Origin of the sequence: Novosphingobium sp. RL4, from assembly GCF_035658495.1 — a bacterium.
Taxonomy (GTDB): Bacteria; Pseudomonadota; Alphaproteobacteria; order Sphingomonadales; family Sphingomonadaceae; genus Novosphingobium.
Window position 1 is genome coordinate 1,804,393 of sequence record NZ_CP141945.1, and the last position, 16,332, is coordinate 1,820,724.

General features: G+C 65.4%; 9 protein-coding genes and 1 pseudogene. 2 read left to right on the forward strand and 8 right to left on the reverse strand.

From position 1 onward, the window contains the following. Positions 1 to 49: 49 nt before the first annotated feature. The 3 genes from U9J33_RS24790 to U9J33_RS24800 form a co-directional block, all read right to left on the reverse strand. Positions 50 to 655 (reverse strand): response regulator transcription factor, encoded by a 606-nt coding sequence (locus U9J33_RS24790; protein ID WP_054441840.1) that lies wholly within the window; start codon positions 653 to 655, stop codon positions 50 to 52. Further along, on the reverse strand, positions 652 to 2,274 hold the full coding sequence (locus U9J33_RS24795; RefSeq protein WP_324699538.1) for an ATP-binding protein: 1,623 nt from the start codon (positions 2,272 to 2,274) through the stop codon (positions 652 to 654). The genes U9J33_RS24790 and U9J33_RS24795 overlap by 4 nt, the downstream gene beginning before the upstream one ends. 152 nt (positions 2,275 to 2,426) lie before the next feature. Continuing rightward, positions 2,427 to 4,751 carry a TonB-dependent receptor gene (locus tag U9J33_RS24800; protein WP_207906101.1) on the reverse strand — a complete coding sequence of 775 codons (2,325 nt, stop codon included), beginning with the start codon at positions 4,749 to 4,751 and terminating at the stop codon, positions 2,427 to 2,429. A 100-nt stretch (positions 4,752 to 4,851) separates the two neighbouring features. On the opposite strand from U9J33_RS24800, the gene U9J33_RS24805 reads away from it, so the two are divergent. Continuing rightward, on the forward strand, positions 4,852 to 5,856 hold the full coding sequence (locus U9J33_RS24805) for an MBL fold metallo-hydrolase (RefSeq protein WP_207906100.1): 1,005 nt from the start codon (positions 4,852 to 4,854) through the stop codon (positions 5,854 to 5,856). A 28-nt stretch (positions 5,857 to 5,884) separates the two neighbouring features. On the opposite strand, the pseudogene U9J33_RS24810 reads toward U9J33_RS24805, so the two are convergent. The 5 genes and pseudogenes from U9J33_RS24810 to U9J33_RS24830 form a co-directional block, all read right to left on the reverse strand. Then, a pseudogene (locus U9J33_RS24810) lies at positions 5,885 to 7,068 on the reverse strand (MFS transporter). Positions 7,069 to 7,226: 158 nt separating this feature from the next. Then, complete coding sequence (locus tag U9J33_RS24815) at positions 7,227 to 8,414, reverse strand: acyltransferase family protein (protein ID WP_324699539.1); 1,188 nt, start codon at positions 8,412 to 8,414, stop codon at positions 7,227 to 7,229. 116 nt (positions 8,415 to 8,530) lie between these two features. Further along, on the reverse strand, positions 8,531 to 10,585 hold the full coding sequence (locus U9J33_RS24820; RefSeq protein WP_324699540.1) for a TonB-dependent receptor domain-containing protein: 2,055 nt from the start codon (positions 10,583 to 10,585) through the stop codon (positions 8,531 to 8,533). A gap of 187 nt (positions 10,586 to 10,772) precedes the next feature. After that, the gene (locus tag U9J33_RS24825) at positions 10,773 to 11,216 is read right to left on the reverse strand and encodes an Lrp/AsnC family transcriptional regulator (protein WP_054441845.1); all 444 of its coding nucleotides are present in this window, start codon (positions 11,214 to 11,216) and stop codon (positions 10,773 to 10,775) included. 1 nt (position 11,217) lies between these two features. Continuing rightward, positions 11,218 to 13,182, reverse strand: a complete 1,965-nt coding sequence (locus U9J33_RS24830; protein ID WP_324699541.1) for an isoaspartyl peptidase/L-asparaginase — start codon at positions 13,180 to 13,182, stop codon at positions 11,218 to 11,220. A 224-nt stretch (positions 13,183 to 13,406) separates the two neighbouring features. On the opposite strand from U9J33_RS24830, the gene U9J33_RS24835 reads away from it, so the two are divergent. Next, on the forward strand, positions 13,407 to 16,238 hold the full coding sequence (locus U9J33_RS24835) for a TonB-dependent receptor plug domain-containing protein (RefSeq protein ID WP_132468872.1): 2,832 nt from the start codon (positions 13,407 to 13,409) through the stop codon (positions 16,236 to 16,238). The last annotated feature ends 94 nt before the right edge of the window (positions 16,239 to 16,332 follow it).

Consider the following 16,332-nt stretch of genomic DNA (forward strand, 5'->3'; position numbering starts at 1 on the left):
TCCGGGAACTTCCCGGGGTAACGGCCTATTTAATCGTCTACTCAATCAATTAAATGGTTTCTCCCTTGTTAAGGGCGATCAGTTGGGCAAGGCCATTGGTTCTCGTCTTGGCCACGATCGCTGCACGGTGATCCTCCACTGTCCTTGCCGAAATGCCCAGTCGCTCGCCGACCTCCTTGTTGCTGTGTCCGCGCACCAGCAAGTCGAAAACGTCGCGTTCCCGGCGGGAGAGTTCCGCTGTGGCGCTTGCGATCCGGCGCTCGCGGGCGGACCATGCCAGGCCCTCGCAGACCGCCCCGACGAGACGCTCCTCGTCGATCGGCTTTTCGAGATAGTCGAGCCCGCCATGGCGGCGCACCGCGTCGACGGCGTGGGACGTCGTGGGCCAGGCGGTCATGAAGACAAGCGCCACGGCGCCGTCGGCTGCGCGCAGGCGGTCGGCAAAGGCGAAGCCGTCCATTTCCCCCATCTGGATATCGCTGACCACGCAGTCGAACCGCTGGCTGTCCAGGGTCGCGAGCAGTTCGGCGGGGGCTGTGAACGGCGTTGCCGGGAAGCCGTGGCGGGCCAGCAGACGGGCCACCGTATGCGCGAGATCGGTATCGTCGTCGAGCACGGCAACCAGCGGAGCGGGGGATCGGGCGGGAGCTGTCATGTGTCGTTTCCGGCAAGCGGGAGGCGCAGGGTGAAGCACACGTTTTCACTGCGGTCGGTGCGCAGGAGCGATCCGCCGTGCGCTTCGACGATCGTGCGCGCGATGATGAGGCCCACGCCCATGCCGGCATGTTCGGAAGCAGAGGGCATGGGCGTTGCATGGCTCCGGTTGCTGACGTGCAGTGCCAGTTCGTCGGCATCGGCGGCGATGTCTATGCGCACGACGCTGTCCGCAGTCGCGGCGATCCCGTTGCGCACGAGGTTGACGAGCGCCTGTGTCAGTTCGATTTCCTGGATATGGACGATCAGGTCGGGGTCGATCTCGCCGCAGACCAGACGGCATCCTCGCGCGCGCAGTTCGGGGCGAAGCATCTGTTCCACGGTGTTCAGCAGGAGCCGCACGGGAACTTGCGAAGGCTCGTCGGCGCTCTTTCCGCCGAAGCGGCGCAGGCGGCGCACGAGATCGGAAAGCGTGCGCGCCTTGCGGTCCACAAGGGCGGCGCTTTCGGCAATGTCCTCGTCGAGCCCGGCCGTGCGTTCGCGCAGATGGCTGGCTTCGATGGCAAGAGTGGAAAGCGGCTGGCTGATCTCGTGGATCACCGCGACTGACATGGCACGCAACGTTTTGAGGCGTTCGGCCTGGAACAGCAGGCGATTGCGCTTCTCCAGCGTGTCGTGAGCGGCGCGCTGGGCATCGGCGAAGCTGCCGGCCAGCCAGGCTACGACCACGATCGCCACCAGCGCGAGATGCAGTTCAAGGCGTTCGATCTGCGACAGGTTCTGGAGGGAGTAGGGCAGCGCCGGAACGAGAATGGCGATGATCGCGAGCCAGGCCGCGACGCGGCCGTGGCAAAGGCCGATCCATGCGCCCGCAAGCAGGGTCGGCATGGGCTGAAGACCGAGCCCGGCCTGCCATAGCAGCCACGTCAGGCCGAGGCCGAGCGCAAGTATGGCGGTGTCCTGCATGAGGGGACCCGCCAAGGGTCTCCATGCGAGCGGTAAAGCGCGCCGGGAGGATTTGCCGGGAGCGCGAAGCAGGCTTGCAACCCAGAGCAGCGGCGGCGCGAGCACGAGCACGCCGAGCAGGTCACCGACTGTCAGGCCGGTGAGGGATAGCACGAGTTCCGCGCCGGTGCCCGTCTTCTGGAATTCCGGCCATAGCACGGCAGTGGCAAGCGTGAGAGACGCCATCGCGGCGGGGCAGATGACGGCCGAGATCCCGAGATTCATCTGTGCCGACTTCAGCGAGCCGGCAGTCAGGCGGCGAACGACATGGATCGTGAGGGCATAGGCGATCGATGGCCGCAACACGCCCCATGCATCGAGCAGGGGGCGCGGGCCGTGCAGGTCAATCGTTCCGGTCGCCAGGTCGACGGCAAGCTCGGTCAGGCCTGTCCACGGTGCTACTCCCGCGCCGGCCAGCCATATCGCGGCGAAGCGCCAGCCGGCGGCAGGATACCAGAGTGAGAAGAATCCGGTGCCGCCCCATGGCGCGGCGGCGGCGTGAAGCAGCCAGAAACCCGCGCCGTAGACGACCAGCCACCACAGGCGCGCCTTTGCGGGTGCGGCAGCAGAAGGCATCGCTTCGGCCATGAAATAGCGCTTGGTGTTCAGAGGCATCCCTTGCCATCTGCACCCGCTGCCTGCCCGGCGTAACCCGGAAATTTCCCGGGTGCGCACGGGCCGCGTCCATATCATCGGTCAAAAAAAGAGGAAGGCGGGCGAACCGTGGTCCGCCCGCCTTCCTCGTCTATCCCGATCGGGCGTCAGCTTCAGAAGCGGAAGCCGACACCGCCGCCGATCACGCGCGGATCGTTCACGAAAGCGGTCAGGTTGTTGAAGTCGATTGCGCCGATCACGTTCGATTCGTTCGTGATGTTCCGGGCGAAGACGAAGAGGTCCACGGCGTCGGACGGCGAACGCCAGCCTGCACGCAGACCACCTTCGAAGTTGGTGCCTACGTGGAATTCGGTCGCATCGTAAAGGAACAGATTGAAGTCCTTCTGCGCGACCCAGTCGGTCTGGGCATAGAGCTTGCTGCCGCTCGCCAGCTCGTAAGTGTAGGAGGCGTTGAAGTTGAACAGCCAGCGCGGGGCCTGCGGGAAGGGATTCCCGTCGATCGAGGCGCGGCGTGTGGTGCCCACGGTCACGATCGGATCGCGCACGGTGCAGGCGGCTCCGCAGAATGCGACCAGCAGGTCCGGATCGTCGATCTTGGTGAAGTTGTAGGAGACGCCGCCGCTGAACTGCAGGCCGCGAACCGGGTTGGCGGTGGCCTCGAACTCGACGCCGCGACCCTTGCCGCGCTTGGCGTTGATGAGCTGGTTGAAGTTGCCCTGTCCGCCGATGGCGGTGAACTGCGGGTCCTTGATGTCGTAGATGTAGCCGGTCAGGTCGACGCGGAAACGGTTGTCCGGCGTTGCAGCCTTGATGCCTGCTTCATAGGACGTGATCGTTTCGGAATCCGCCGTCGTCAGGATGTTCGAGGTGGCGATGCGGCCCTGGATGGAGGGGCCGCGATAACCGTGCGCGATACGGCCGAAGAGGCTGACCTGCGGGCTGAAGCGATAAAGCGCGCTGACGTCCCAGCTCGGCTGGTCATCCTTGACCGAACGCGAATCCGCGAAGGGCGCGCCCAGCGTGCGGGCCGCATCGAGGTCGCGCTTGTCGCGGGTCCAGCGGGCACCGCCGGTCAGCCGCAGACGGTCGGTTACGTCGTAATGGAGCTGGCCGAAGACCGACCAGCTGTCGCTCTTCTGGCGAAGTTCGGAGATGACCAGCGGATCGATCCCGCCGATGCCGTCCCAGCTGGCCGAGATAAGCTCGAACTTTTCATGCCAGTAGAACGCGCCGACCTGCCAGCCGAAGCGGGTATCGCCATTGCTGGCGAGGCGGATTTCGTAGGTCTGCTGGTCGAGGTCGCTCGACAGGGTGCCGGTTTCCGAACGGAACGGTACGGTGCCGCTTCCCTCCGTCGTGCCGAGCACGCCGCCGTCGATGTCGCCGCGGCCCGAGCTGCTGCCCTGATAGGCCGAGACGATCGCGGTCAGCGTTGCGCCGCCGAGGTCGTAATCGACATGAAGCGCCTGCGAGGTGGTGTCCTGCGTCTGCGGGTTGTTACGGCCGCCGTCGTAGTAGACGGTGTCGCGGTCGTATCGGTCGTTCAGCTTGTTCGAGCCGGTGGTCAGCACGTTGGCCCGGTTGAGCGTGCCGGTGCCTTCATAGTGGCGGCCCTGGAGGGTCAGCAGCACGGAAAGGCGATCGTCCGGCTTCCACAGGGCGTGGAGGCGGCCGGCAACGTCGTCGAACCCGCCAAGGTCCTTGCCCGGCTTGGTGAACGAGGCGTCGTAAGCGTTGTTCACCCAGTTCTCGCGGTGGTTGACGAGGCCGGCGACACGGAACGACAGGGTGCTGGTGGCAGGGATCGTCACGCCGACTTCGCCGCGCACGGTGCCGAGTTCGCCCACAGTGAACTGGGCCTGTCCCTCGGCATGGTCGCCGGGGCGGCGGGTGTCCATCTTGACGACACCGGCGGGCGTGTTGCGGCCGAACAAGGTGCCCTGCGGGCCCTTGAGCACTTCCACGCTGTCAAGGTCGAAGAGCGGGAAGCCCTTGAGGTAAACGTTCTCCAGCACGACGTCGTCCAGCACGACGGAAACCGGCTGCGAAGCGTTGAAGTCGAAATCGACGTTGCCGAGACCGCGAATGTAGAGACGTGGGGCGTAGCGGCCGTTCGAGCTTTCGACATAGAGGCTGGGCGTGCGGCCGGCGAGCGAGAGAATGTCGGCGCCGCCCTCGGAGACTGCGCTGATCTTGTCTCCGCTCAGCACGGAGACCGCGATCGGCACGTCGCGGATGTTTTCCGGACGGCGCTGGGCGGTGACGACGATGTCGGCGGAAGCGTCCAGGGTGTCAGCCGTGGCGGCACCAGGCCTGGCGGCTGCGTCCTGCGCCAGGGCAGGCGCCGCGCCGGCGAGGAGCGCCGGCACGCTGGCCAGCCAATACGTCTTCATCTTCATCTTGCACCCCTTAACGGTAAGCCGGTGCGTATGGATGTTGACGCCGGAAAACCGCGCGTAGTCGGCAGGAATGGCCACGCACCTGACCGCCTTGCCGAGCGCGGGCCTCTAACCCTGCAATGTGACAATTTCGATATTGATGTTTCGCCAGCCCACAGAAAACCATAGGGAGATGGCCATGTTTACAAAGACAGTGATCACCCTGTGTCGTTTTGGCATCACTTTGCTGGGGGCCGTCGCGGCCATGTCCGGGCCGGTTTCGGCCGCTCCGGCGAAGGCCGCTTTCGACCTTGTTCCGCTTGGCGTTGAAGGCGGTGTCGTGGAGGGGGCCACCACCGCCTGGTTCATTGCGGCAAGCGGAAGTCGCAAGGGGCTGGCCTGCGATGCCGGAACGCTGGTGCCGGGCATCAGGGCGGCCATTGCGAAGGGTGGATTTCCTGCCGGAAGCCGGGCCAGCGATGTGCTTCACGAAGGGATCGGGGCCTACCTGATAACCCACCCCCATCTCGATCACGTTGCAGGACTGGTCATGGCCTCGCCGGACGACAGCGCCAAGCCGATCCTCGCTTTGCCGGAGGTCAACGCCGCGCTTTCAGCGCATTATTTCAACTGGAGCTCCTGGCCCAACATGGGCGATCGCGGCCAGCCGCCCATGCTGCGGCGTTATCGCTACGAGGATCTCGTCGCAGGCGGAAAGCCGGTGCCGGTCGGGGACACGGGCCTGAGCGTGACGGCCTATCCGCTTTCGCACGGCGGAAGCCTGTCCACCGCCTTCCTGATCCGCTCCGGCGAGGACGCGCTGCTCTGCATGGGCGACACCGGACCCGATGCCGTGGAGCATTCGGCGCGGCTCGAAGCCCTGTGGCAGGCGATCGCGCCGCTGGTGAGGGCTGGGCGCCTGCGTGCCATCATCGTCGAGACATCCTATCCCGATCCGAGAAAGGATACCGAACTTTACGGTCACCTGACGCCGAAGTGGCTTCGCGCCGAACTCGGGCGGCTTGCGGCTGCTGCTGGCGGCGCCGACAGGCTGAAGGGCCTGCCGGTCGTCATCGGTCACATCAAGCCTTCGATTGACGGGGCCGAGCCCGCCGTTTCAGCCATCATGCGGCAATTGGCCGAAGGCGGCTCGCCCCCCGTGCGCTACATTCTCGCAGAGCAGGGTAAAGCCCTGGAGCTCTGAGGCCGGTCGGAGCCTCAGGGCTCCCGGTTCAGGACAAGGCTTCGCATGTCGAGGCGGCGGTGGTTTCGGGAGAGGGCCGGGCCGCCGCAAACAGCACTGCGATCAGGCCCGCGGCAGAGGTCGCCGCGCCAGCCAGTGCCACGGCCGGATAGCCAAGGCCGAGGGAGATGACGCCGCCGCCCAGCGCGGCGCCGAGCGCGTTGCCGAGATTGAACGCGCCGATGTTCACCGATGAGGCAAGGTTGGGAGCGTCGGCGGCAGCCTTCATCACCCTCACCTGCAGGGGCGGCACGAGGGCGAAGCTGGCGATGCCCCAGAGGAAGATGAGCACCGCAGTCGGCGCGGCGTGGCTCATCGTCATCGCGAACGCGGCGAGGATTGCGGCAAGCGATCCCAGCGTCACGATCAGCGTCCGGTCGACCGAGCGGTCCGCGAATTTGCCGCCTAGCCAGTTGCCCACGGTCAGACCGAGGCCGTAAGTCACCAGCATCGCTGTCACGAAGCCCAGTGAGGCATGGGTCGCATCGTGCAGGATCGGCGTGATGTACGTGAACACGGTGAACATCGCGCTGGACCCCACGACCGTCAGGGCCAGCGCGCCGAGCACCGGCTTGCGGGTGAGGACCTTGAGTTCGGCAAGCGCGTTTCCTTTGCGCGGCGCGGGCAATGCGGGCAGGGTCAGGCGCAGGGCGGCCATCGTCGCCGCGCCAAGCACGGCGATACCCAGAAGGATGCCCGCCAGCCGAGATGCTCGCCCGCCCAGGTGGCCAGCGGCACGCCCACCACATTGGCGATCGTGAGACCCATGAACATGGCGGCTACCGCGCCGGCCTGGCGCTGGGGCGGCACGAGGCTGGCGGCCACGATCGAGCCGACGCCGAAGAATGCGCCGTGATTGAAGGAGGTGAGCACCCGCGCGCCCAGCAGCATCGCGTAGCTGCCCGACATGGCCGCGAGCAGGTTCCCGAGCGTGAAGATGCCGGCCAGTGCGATCAGCAGGGTACGGCGCGGCATGCGGCCGGTGGTCAGTGTCATCAAGGGGGCGCCGACGACGACGCCCAGCGCATAGGCGCTGACCAGTATGCCCGCGGTCGGGATCGATACGCCGAGGTCTCCGGCGATGACCGGCAAAAGTCCCATCGGCGCAAATTCGGTGACGCCGATGCCGAAGGCGCCGACGGAAAGAGCAAGGAGCCCGGGGTTCATCTTCATCGAAAGTCCTCAGACAAGCCGCCTTCGGGCCGAAGTGCCCGCATGAGCGACAGGAATGTCGGAGGCATAAATGGCCGCTTTCGAACTGGCCGGGTAGCGTCGATTAGCGCGAAGAATCTTTGCGTCTGGCGCAAAGGTGGATTAGTCATTGCGGGATGCTAGCGGAGGCTCTGCGCAGCAGGTTCCGCGATGGCCTTGGCGGATTTGATCTGGACGCCGCTCATGAAGAACAGCAGCCATGGCGACCGTTTCACCACGGCCCAGCCTGCGAATGAAACGACGAGCGCGGCCAGCGCGAGCGCGAGATAGCGCAGCGGATAAGGCACCGGCATCGCATCGATCAGCCAGAAAGTCGCGATGATGATCGGCAGGTGCAGAAGGTAGACGACAAAGGACGCATCCACCAGTTCCCGGACTTTTCTGGACTCCGTGTGGAAAAGGGACCGAGCGCCGGCGATGATGGTCTGGATGAGACAGATGGCCGCGACGGCTTTCAGTACCGGGCGTGTATACTTGGGAAGCTCGGGCGCGCCGACCGCGACGAGTGCTGTGCAGAGGGCGATCAAGGCCACCGCCCAGGAGAAGCGGTTGAATTTTCCGTTCATTTCGGGTGCTCGGTTGAGCAGCGCGCCCAGCGCGAAATAGGGCGCATATTCAAGGGAAAAGCCCAGGGACAAAGGATTCTGCAGAAGGTCGGGAATGAACGGCCCGAGCTTCAGCAGCGCCACTTCATATACCCCCACGCACAGGCCGATGGCGATCATCGTGAGCGTGAAGAACCGCGCGCCCTGACTGTCTGCGCGGTCCAGCCGGTAGGTTCTGGCCGAGGGCACGAGGGCGAGGGCCGCGGAGGCGCAGGAAAAATAGATGAGGACGATGACGAACCAGAGGTGTCCGGTCGTCTCGCGCCCCATCGTCAGAAGCTGTCGGGCCCAGAAAGCGAACGCCGTTTCCGCGTCGCTGGAGGTTTGCAGGTCGGCTGCCAGGTTCATGAGCGGTACGATCACGATCAGCCCGGCCGCCAGTGGCGGGAGCAGCCGGACGAGGCGGCTTTGCAGGTAGGCTGCCGGTTGCCGTTTGAGGAGCAGCATCGCGGTGAAGTAACCCGCGATCAGGAAAAATCCCTGCATCCGGAACAAGTGCAGGAATTCCATCAGGTGCGTGAGTGGCAGCGATCTGTCGCGGGAGAGGACGATCCAGGACTGCCCGTCATCGCGAAAGGGATGCGCCGCATGAAAAGGAATGCCGAGCAACATCAGAAAGGCGCGCACGGCGTCCAGATGATGTTCGCGGCTCGGGTGCAGAAGAGCGCCATCGGGCGCTGACGCTATACGGACATTCCCCATGGATGCTTTTTTGCGGCAAACCGCCACGTCAGACAATTACTCTCAAGGCTGATGCCAAATTGCCGATCATGTCCCATTTGGTCAGGGCAATGCCTGAGAGGCGAGGTTTTTACGAGCTAGAGGCTTCGGGCGAGCGAGAGCGAGACGATCGCGCCTTCGCGCTGTGCGCGCTGCTCGCTGCCGCTGAACGAACCGGCGCGGCTGGGCGAATAGAAGCGGCGCAGGCGGGAAAAGTCCTGCCCGTTGATCGCCTTGACCGTCAGTGTCGTCTTGAAGCCTGCGATGGCGGTTGTCTCGACATAGGCGCCCCAGAGCGCGTGATCGCGCCAGCGCAGGACTTCGCCCGTGTAGAAGACATCGCCGTGTACCGCCGCGGTCCAGTTCACGCCCCACGAGGACTTGAAAGCGGGAACATCGTGACGGAATTCGGCCGTGATGCTGCGCGGGGAAATGTCGTCCATGACGCGGTTTCTGCCGGTTACCGGGTCTCGTAGCCGCGAGCCGCGCCAGGTGCCGTCAAGAGTCAGGCGCGCGCCCTTGAGCGCGGCGTCGAGCGGGAGCGTGCCCTGCGTGGAGATGCCCCATTGCCGGGCGTTTCCGATCGTTCCCAGCGCTTCCTCTCCCGTTGGCAGGACGAGATAGCCGAGCAGTCCGGTATGCCATTGGTGATAGGCCTCCACGGCGATGGCGCCGCCCTCGCCCCAGCGGTGGTCGATCCGCGCCAGCGCCCGCGTGATGCGCGCGGGGCGCAGGCCCGAGTTGCCGCCGAGCGGGCGCCCGTCGGCCTGGTCTACCGATGCGGCGAAGTCGCCGAAGTCGAGCTGGTCTACGGTGCGCCGCATTCCGAACCGCACTTGGGTCTTGCCGGAAGGCGACCAGACGAGTGCGGCAGAGGGCTTGAGATAGGACAGGGTCTGTTCCTGCGCCGCTTCTCCCGTAACCCGGATCTGCGAGATTTCGGCCGCTATTCCCGCTTCAAGATTGAGCTTGCGGGAGAGCTTGACGGTGAGGTTGGCGAAGGCTTCGCCGCGCAGTTCGGAAACGCGGGTGGCCGCATTGGCCAGGGGCACCGCGACCAGCCCACCGCCGGTATCCTCTGCGTAGTTGAGCAGGCTGGAAAGGCGGTTGTAAGCCACTTCGGCACCGAATTCCGGGCGTATCGGGTGATCGCCCTCACGCGTGACGGTGCCGCGTCCGACCAGTTCCATCGGTTTCTGGACCTGCGAGGACAGCCCGCGATAGTCCGCTTCCACGTAATCCTCGTCGGTGGTAAAGCGCTCGGCCCGGCCGAGACCGACCAGTTTGGTGGTCCAGCCGGAGCCAATGCGGCGGGTCCAGTCCAGGCCGAGCTCGCCGCTGCGGCCTTTCTCGTCATAGGCGATATCGCGGCGGGAATCCGGCGTTTCGTCGGCGGCGGCGAAGATGTCGATGGCGCGATCGGAGGAGTAGCCTTCCTTGTTGAGCCGCAGGTTCACAGTCAGCGTGCCGCCTCCCAGCGCACCCGAAGTGGACAGGGCAAGGCCATATTCCGGGGCCTTCGCGGATATGCTTTCCTTGCGGGTGGAACTGAGGTTTCCTGCGGCATCCCGGTCGAAATAGATGCCCTCGTCGGGGTAGCGCGTCACTTCGCCGGACAGTTCGATGCTGGTCTGCCAGCCCGCGATCCGGCGTGCGTGGCTGGCGCGGACAGAAGGCGACACAAAGCCATCAGAAGTGTGGCTGAACGTCGCCGAGACATTCCCGGAGCCCCCCGCGTCCACACGCAGCACGACATTGGCGACAAGGGTCTGTCCCTGCGCTTCGGCAGCGTCGCTTCCGCGCAGCAGGACGATGCGCTCCACCCGCGAAGCGGCGATCCGGCGCAGCACTTCGGTGATGCCGCCGCCCTTCACCGTGGGGCGCTGCCCGTCGATCAGGACATTGCCCGCGCCGCCGCCGAAACCGCGCACCGAGGTTCCTTCACTGAGCAGGAACCCGGGGGTCCGTTCGAGCATGTCGAGCGCGGTCTGGGGCTGGAACGGCTTGTAGAAATCGGCCGGGTAGACCGGGTCCGGTCCCGCCGGGACGATGGCGGGCGGGGTTTCCTGTCCTGCCGGTTCGCTGGTGCGGGTTTCGTCGGGCGGAAAGATCGCGGCCGCGACGCCGGCGGCAAGGAAGGAGAGGGCGTTCATCGGGGCGCTTTCATCATGCGGGGAGACACGGCACTTCCGGCCCGTGAACCGGCGCCGGATCGCCGCCTTGGGCGGCGACAGGAAGGCTGCTTGCGGATGACATGATCGAGCCGTTTAGTTAGTTGCGAACGATTTGCAATAAGTATCAACGGGCGGCGCCACAACTCTCTGCCGAGTTCGAAAAAGCCTATCTTTCCAGCTTGGTGGCAAGGATCACGCTGGTGCTGGTCCGCTCTATCCCGTCGAGCAGTCCGATATCGTCGATCAGGTCGTTCAGCTGGCGGCTGTCGTCCGCCTCCAGCATGGCGATGATATCGAATTCGCCGCTGATCGCGTGGACGGCCTGAACGCGAGTGATCTGTTCCAGCGCGCTTTCCACGTCGCGGTGGCAGCGCGGCACCGTCTTTATCATCATGTGCGCGCGGATGCGGCTGGCGGCGAACGCCTCGCCAAGGCGCACCGTGTAGCCGGCCACCACGCCGGCTTCCTCCAGCCTTGCCAGCCGGGAATAGAGCTGGCTGCGGGAGATGTTCAGTTCCTTGGCGAGATGGGCGATCGGTTGCCGCGCGTCCTGCCGCAGCAGCGCCAGCAATCCGTCATCCGTTTCATCGAGCCGGCCACCGGAATGCACGTCATTCTCCCGGTCGTTCGTCCGCGAAGATCGCCGTTGCGGCAGCGGAACCCGCCGCGATGCGGCCACGATACATTCCCAGGTCGTTGATGGCAAACGCGGGCACGCCGTCCGGCCCCATGGCGATCAGGCCGCCGTCGCCGCCGATCGCGCCCACGGACATGATGGTGTCCTGCGCTGCGGCGGCGAGCGGCTGGCCGAGGTAGCCGACCCGGTCGCAGACCTGCCGCGCGGCGCTTTCCCGGATGAAGAATTCGCCCGATCCCGTCGCGGAAACCGCGCATTCGCCGTTCTTGGCGTAAGTGCCCGCACCGATGATCGGCGAATCCCCGACCCGGCCCCAGCGCTTGCCGGTCATGCCGCCGGTGGAGGTGGCGGCGGCGAGGTTTCCGTCCGCGTCGAGCGCCACGGCGCCCACTGTGCCGAACAGGTGCGTGCGGTCCAGCACGGCCTGGTGGTTGCCCTTCCACTTGAGGAACTGCTGCCAGCGCTCCTCCGTGCGGAACCACGACGGATCGACCTGCTCCAGCTCCTGCTGCGCGCTGAAAGCGTCGGCTCCGGCACCCATCAGCATCACGTGTGGGCTGTGATCCATCACTGCGCGGGCCGCGTCCACCGGATGGCGGGTGCGCGTGAGGCCGGCCACGGCGCCGGCCTTCTGGGAACTGCCGTCCATGATCGCGGAATCGAGTTCGTTGCGCCCTTCCGAGGTGAAGACGGCGCCGCGCCCGGCATTGAACAGCGGGTTGTCCTCCAGCACGCGCACGGCCGCAGCCACCGCGTCCAGGGAGGCGCCGCCCTTGTCCAGCACGGCGGCCCCGGCGCGCAGGGCTTCATCGAGCCCGGCCCGGTAGGCCTTTTCCTTTTCGGGCGAGAGCGAGCCGCGTTCGATGATCCCCGCGCCGCCGTGAATGGCGAGCGACCATAGCGGCACTTCCACCGCCTTGCCCCCGCGCACGGCGTAGTTCCGCTGGAACGTGGGGTTCTCCACCGTCCCCGCCGGCAAGTGCACGACAGAGCCCGCGCCGATGCCGGTCACCCGGACGTGATCGGCGGAGAAGGGGCGCGGCGGGATGCCGGTCTCGATCTGGTTGCGAGCATCGGCGCGAAGGCCCGCGCCGTTTACCAGCCATGCGCCGCCGTCCGGCGAGGTGGCATAGATGCGGCCGGTTCCGTCCGCCTCGACCGCCACCGCCGCGCTTTCGTCCACCCCGAGCCCGAACATCGGCGGGGCCTGCGGCGCGCGTTCCTTCTGGGCCTTGGCAAGGAAGGCGAAGAGCCGTCCGAGGCGGTCACGCTCCTTGAAATGGGTGTCGGTGACGATCCCTTTCAACGCGGCGATGTGCAGGAAATCGCCCTCTATCGTGTTTGCGGGACCGAAGGGATCCGCCAGAGCCTCGCCGCTGGTCAGGCTGCCGCCGTCCATCGCGCCGTAAAGCTTCTCGCCCAGCATGGCGAGGCCGGCGCTGGTTCCGCCCAGCGGCTTTCCGGCGGCGACATGGGCATCGAGCGCTTCGGCCACCGGCGTGCCGCGCCAGAACCGCACATAGTTGGACTGGTCGCCGCCGGCGATGAAGATGCCGTCGGCCTTGCGCAGCGCTTCCAGGACCTTGGGATCGTAGGCGGCCTTGCGGTTCTTGAAGACGAAAGTCTCGGCAGAGCTGATGCCGCCGATCTGACGGTAGAATTCTTCCCCGATCTCCGGTCCGTAGGAGGCACGCAGGATCACGATATGGCCCTGCCCGGCGTGTGCGAAGAACCACTTCATCGCATCGATGTTGCGGTCTCCGCCGCCCATCAGCAGCAGGCCGCCCGAATGGGTCGCGGCGGCGGGCGCGTTGACGTCTCCGATCGCGAAGTGCCGGTAGCCCGGTCCCGCCGATGCGGGAGATGCGGCGGCCAGTGCCGCCCCGCCCAGGACCATGGCGAGTGTCATGACAGGGCGATGCTTTGCGCGAAACTTCAAGATGCGAACTCCGGTTTGCCGGCCGCGCGCCTTACCCGGCAGAGCGGTGATTGCCCTGCAAAGCCGTGACGTCTGACATGCGACATTTTGCGCACACTAATCTGCAATATGAAGAAACAAAATGTCAAACTGGATTGAGCCGTTCTTCATATTGTGTTTCTTTGATGTGTCGAAAGCGTCAGGCCACGCAAGGGGGCGTGTCCGTCGCCTATCGTGGGGGCTTCATGGATTCTGCTTCGTACCGCCGCCGTCATGTCTGGATATCGGGGTGCGGGATCGCGGCCCTGAGTGTGTCGATGTGTGCGGCGATATGCGCCCCGATGAGCGCGCAGGCGCAGGAAACCCTGCAACCTCCCGAACCGGAGGGGGCGCCCATCGTCGTTACCGGCTCGCGCATTCCGCGCGTCGCCACCGAGGGGCCGGCGCCGGTCACCGTCATCAGTTCCTCCACCATTCTCGAGAACGGCTATGCCAGCGTGCCCGACATCCTGCGCGCCGTCACCCAGAACGGGGGCGAGACGCAGAGCCAGCAGTCCTTCAGCGGCGCCAGCTTCACGCCCGGCGCGCAGCAGGTGGACCTTCGCGGCCTTGGGCCGAACCATACCCTGGTTCTGGTGAACGGCCGCCGCATCGCCGATTTCCCGCTGCCGTTCCAGGGACGCAGCAACTTCACCGATATCTCGAACATCCCGGTCAGCATGATCGACCAGGTGGAGATCCTGAGCGGCAGCGCCTCGGCTATCTACGGATCGGACGCCATGGCGGGCGTCATCAACTTCAAGCTCAAGGACAAGGCCGACGGCACGACGATAGACTATCGCCACGGCCGCACCGAGCAGGGCGGGGGCATGTCGCACCGCCTTTCCGTGACGAGCGGCTGGTCGAACGACCGTTTCCACATCGTGGGCGGGGTGGAGTATCTGCTGCAGCGTCCGATCTGGGCATCGCAGCGCAGGATCCAGGACAGCACGGCGGACAATCCCACCACCGCCAGCCCGCTCGCCCGCCGCACGTTCCTGCGCTACGATCCCGATGCGGACGAATATGTCGATCCCGGCGCGTCGACGTGCGCGGGGCTGTCCTATCTCAACGGTGGCTCGACCTATTACGCCTCGCGCCCGCGCTACGGCGCCTATGATCCGGACCTTGACGATTACGGCCCCGGATACTTCTGCGGCAGCAATACCTCGATCGGCTACGGCACGATCATATCCCGGCGCGAAGGCTTCAACAGCTTCGCCTCGGCGGGCTTCAAGCTGTCCGACGCGGCGGAGCTGTTCGTCGATGCCCAGTTCGGCATCAGCAAGGTGGCGCTCATGCCGGACGTGCTGGAATGGGGTTTCCAGGACTCCTCGGGCAGCAGCGACACGACCTTCTACAATGCCTACGACAACCGGCTGGATGACTGGTACCGGCAGTTCACGCCCGAGGAATCCGGCGGTTTCCACAATGTCATGACGCGCAATCGCCAGACCACCTTCAGCGTGACGCCGGGCATCAAGGGCGCGCTGTCGGACAAGTGGTCCTACGAGCTTTCGTTCAATCACAGCGAATACCGCGCCAGGGTCGAGTTTCCCGAAGTCATCGCGGCCAAGGCCAATGCGCTGTTCCTGGGCGAGCAGATCGGCACGGACGAGGACAGCGGCTATCCGATCTTCAACGCCGATCCCTCGCGCCTCTACACGCCGCTCACCCAGTCCGAGTACGAGAGCATCACCGCCTATTCGGTCTACCGGCCGAAAAGCTGGACCGACAATCTCCAGGCAACGCTCACCAGCACGAGCCTGTTCGAACTGCCCGCCGGGCCGGTGGGCTTCGCCGCCGTGGCCGAAGGTGGAAAGCAGGGCTACGATCTCAACCCGGACCCGCTGGCGCTGACCGATTACTACTATGGCCTCAAGGACAGCGACGGGCACGGTTCGCGCAGCCACTGGGCGATCGGCGGCGAACTGCGCGTGCCGGTGACGAGCTTCCTCCAGCTTTCCGGCGCGGCGCGCTATGACGGCTATCGCTTTGCCGGCAACACCATCGGCCGGTTCACGTACAACGGCGGGCTGGAAGTCCGCCCGATGCGCACGCTTCTGCTGCGCGCCGCCTACGGTACGGGCTTCCGCGCGCCGGACCTGCACTATGTCTTTACCGGCCCCGGCAATACCCACCCTTCAGCGACCGACTATTACCTCTGCCGGACCGAGGAGCCCGACGAGGAAATCGGCGATTGCTCCTACTCGGACGAAGGCATCGTCGCCAAGCGCAACGGCAACCGCAGCCTGAAGCCGGAAACCAGCAAGTCGCTCAACGCCGGTTTCGTCTGGCAGCCGAGCCCGCGTTTCGACGTCTCGGTGGACTATTTCCGCGTATCGCTGTCGAACCAGGTGCAGGATCTCTCGATCGACCAGCTCCTGCGCGACGAGGCCGATTGCCGCATCGGCGAGACCAATTCGGGCAGCCCGGTCGATATCAATTCGCCGACCTGCCAGGACGCCATCGCCCGCGTGCAGCGCTATGCCAGCGGCGTGAACGAGGGCGAGCTGGATTCCGTCTCGATCAACCCGATCAACATCGCGCACGAGAAGACCAGCGGCATCGACGTGGCACTCCACGCGAACCTGCCCACCGGTTTCGGGCTGTTTTCGCTGACCGGATCGCACACCCACGTGTTCAAGCACAGCTTCCGGCAATATCCGGGCGACGCTTCGATCGACAAGCTGGCTTACGACAGCGGCTATGACATCCCGCGCGACAAATCGACCGCCAGCGTAAGCTGGAACCTCGAACAGCTTACCTGGACCGTTTCGGGAACGCGGCTGGGCAAGCTGCCCAATTACGACGAAGACGCCTACATCAAGGCGAGCTACCTGTTCAACACCAGCATCCAGTACGATTTCACCGACCATCTGCGCGGGTCGCTGACGGTGAACAACGTACTGGATCGCAACCCCGTGAAGGACCGCAGCTACGCGGCTTATCCCTATTACGACATCAGCTGGTTCGACAGCGTGGGCCGCAGCATCTACCTTGAGATGACGTGGAAGATCGGAGGCAAGGGCTTCTAGGGTCCTGACCCATTAATCACGCCTGCGAGGCACCGGAATGGCGAACATATCGGGCCAAAGCGGCTGCCGGGCGGGCTGGTTGCCCGTCCAAAGC

What these genes read in the sequence shown, in the direction of transcription:
- U9J33_RS24790 (WP_054441840.1), bottom strand. Translation starts at nt 655, where the DNA reads ATGACAGCTCCCGCCCGATCCCCCGCTCCGCTGGTTGCCGTGCTCGAC.
- U9J33_RS24795 (WP_324699538.1), bottom strand. Translation starts at nt 2,274, where the DNA reads ATGCCTCTGAACACCAAGCGCTATTTCATGGCCGAAGCGATGCCTTCT.
- U9J33_RS24805 (WP_207906100.1), top strand. Translation starts at nt 4,852, where the DNA reads ATGTTTACAAAGACAGTGATCACCCTGTGTCGTTTTGGCATCACTTTG.
- U9J33_RS24815 (WP_324699539.1), bottom strand. Translation starts at nt 8,414, where the DNA reads ATGGGGAATGTCCGTATAGCGTCAGCGCCCGATGGCGCTCTTCTGCAC.
- U9J33_RS24820 (WP_324699540.1), bottom strand. Translation starts at nt 10,585, where the DNA reads ATGAACGCCCTCTCCTTCCTTGCCGCCGGCGTCGCGGCCGCGATCTTT.
- U9J33_RS24835 (WP_132468872.1), top strand. Translation starts at nt 13,407, where the DNA reads ATGGATTCTGCTTCGTACCGCCGCCGTCATGTCTGGATATCGGGGTGC.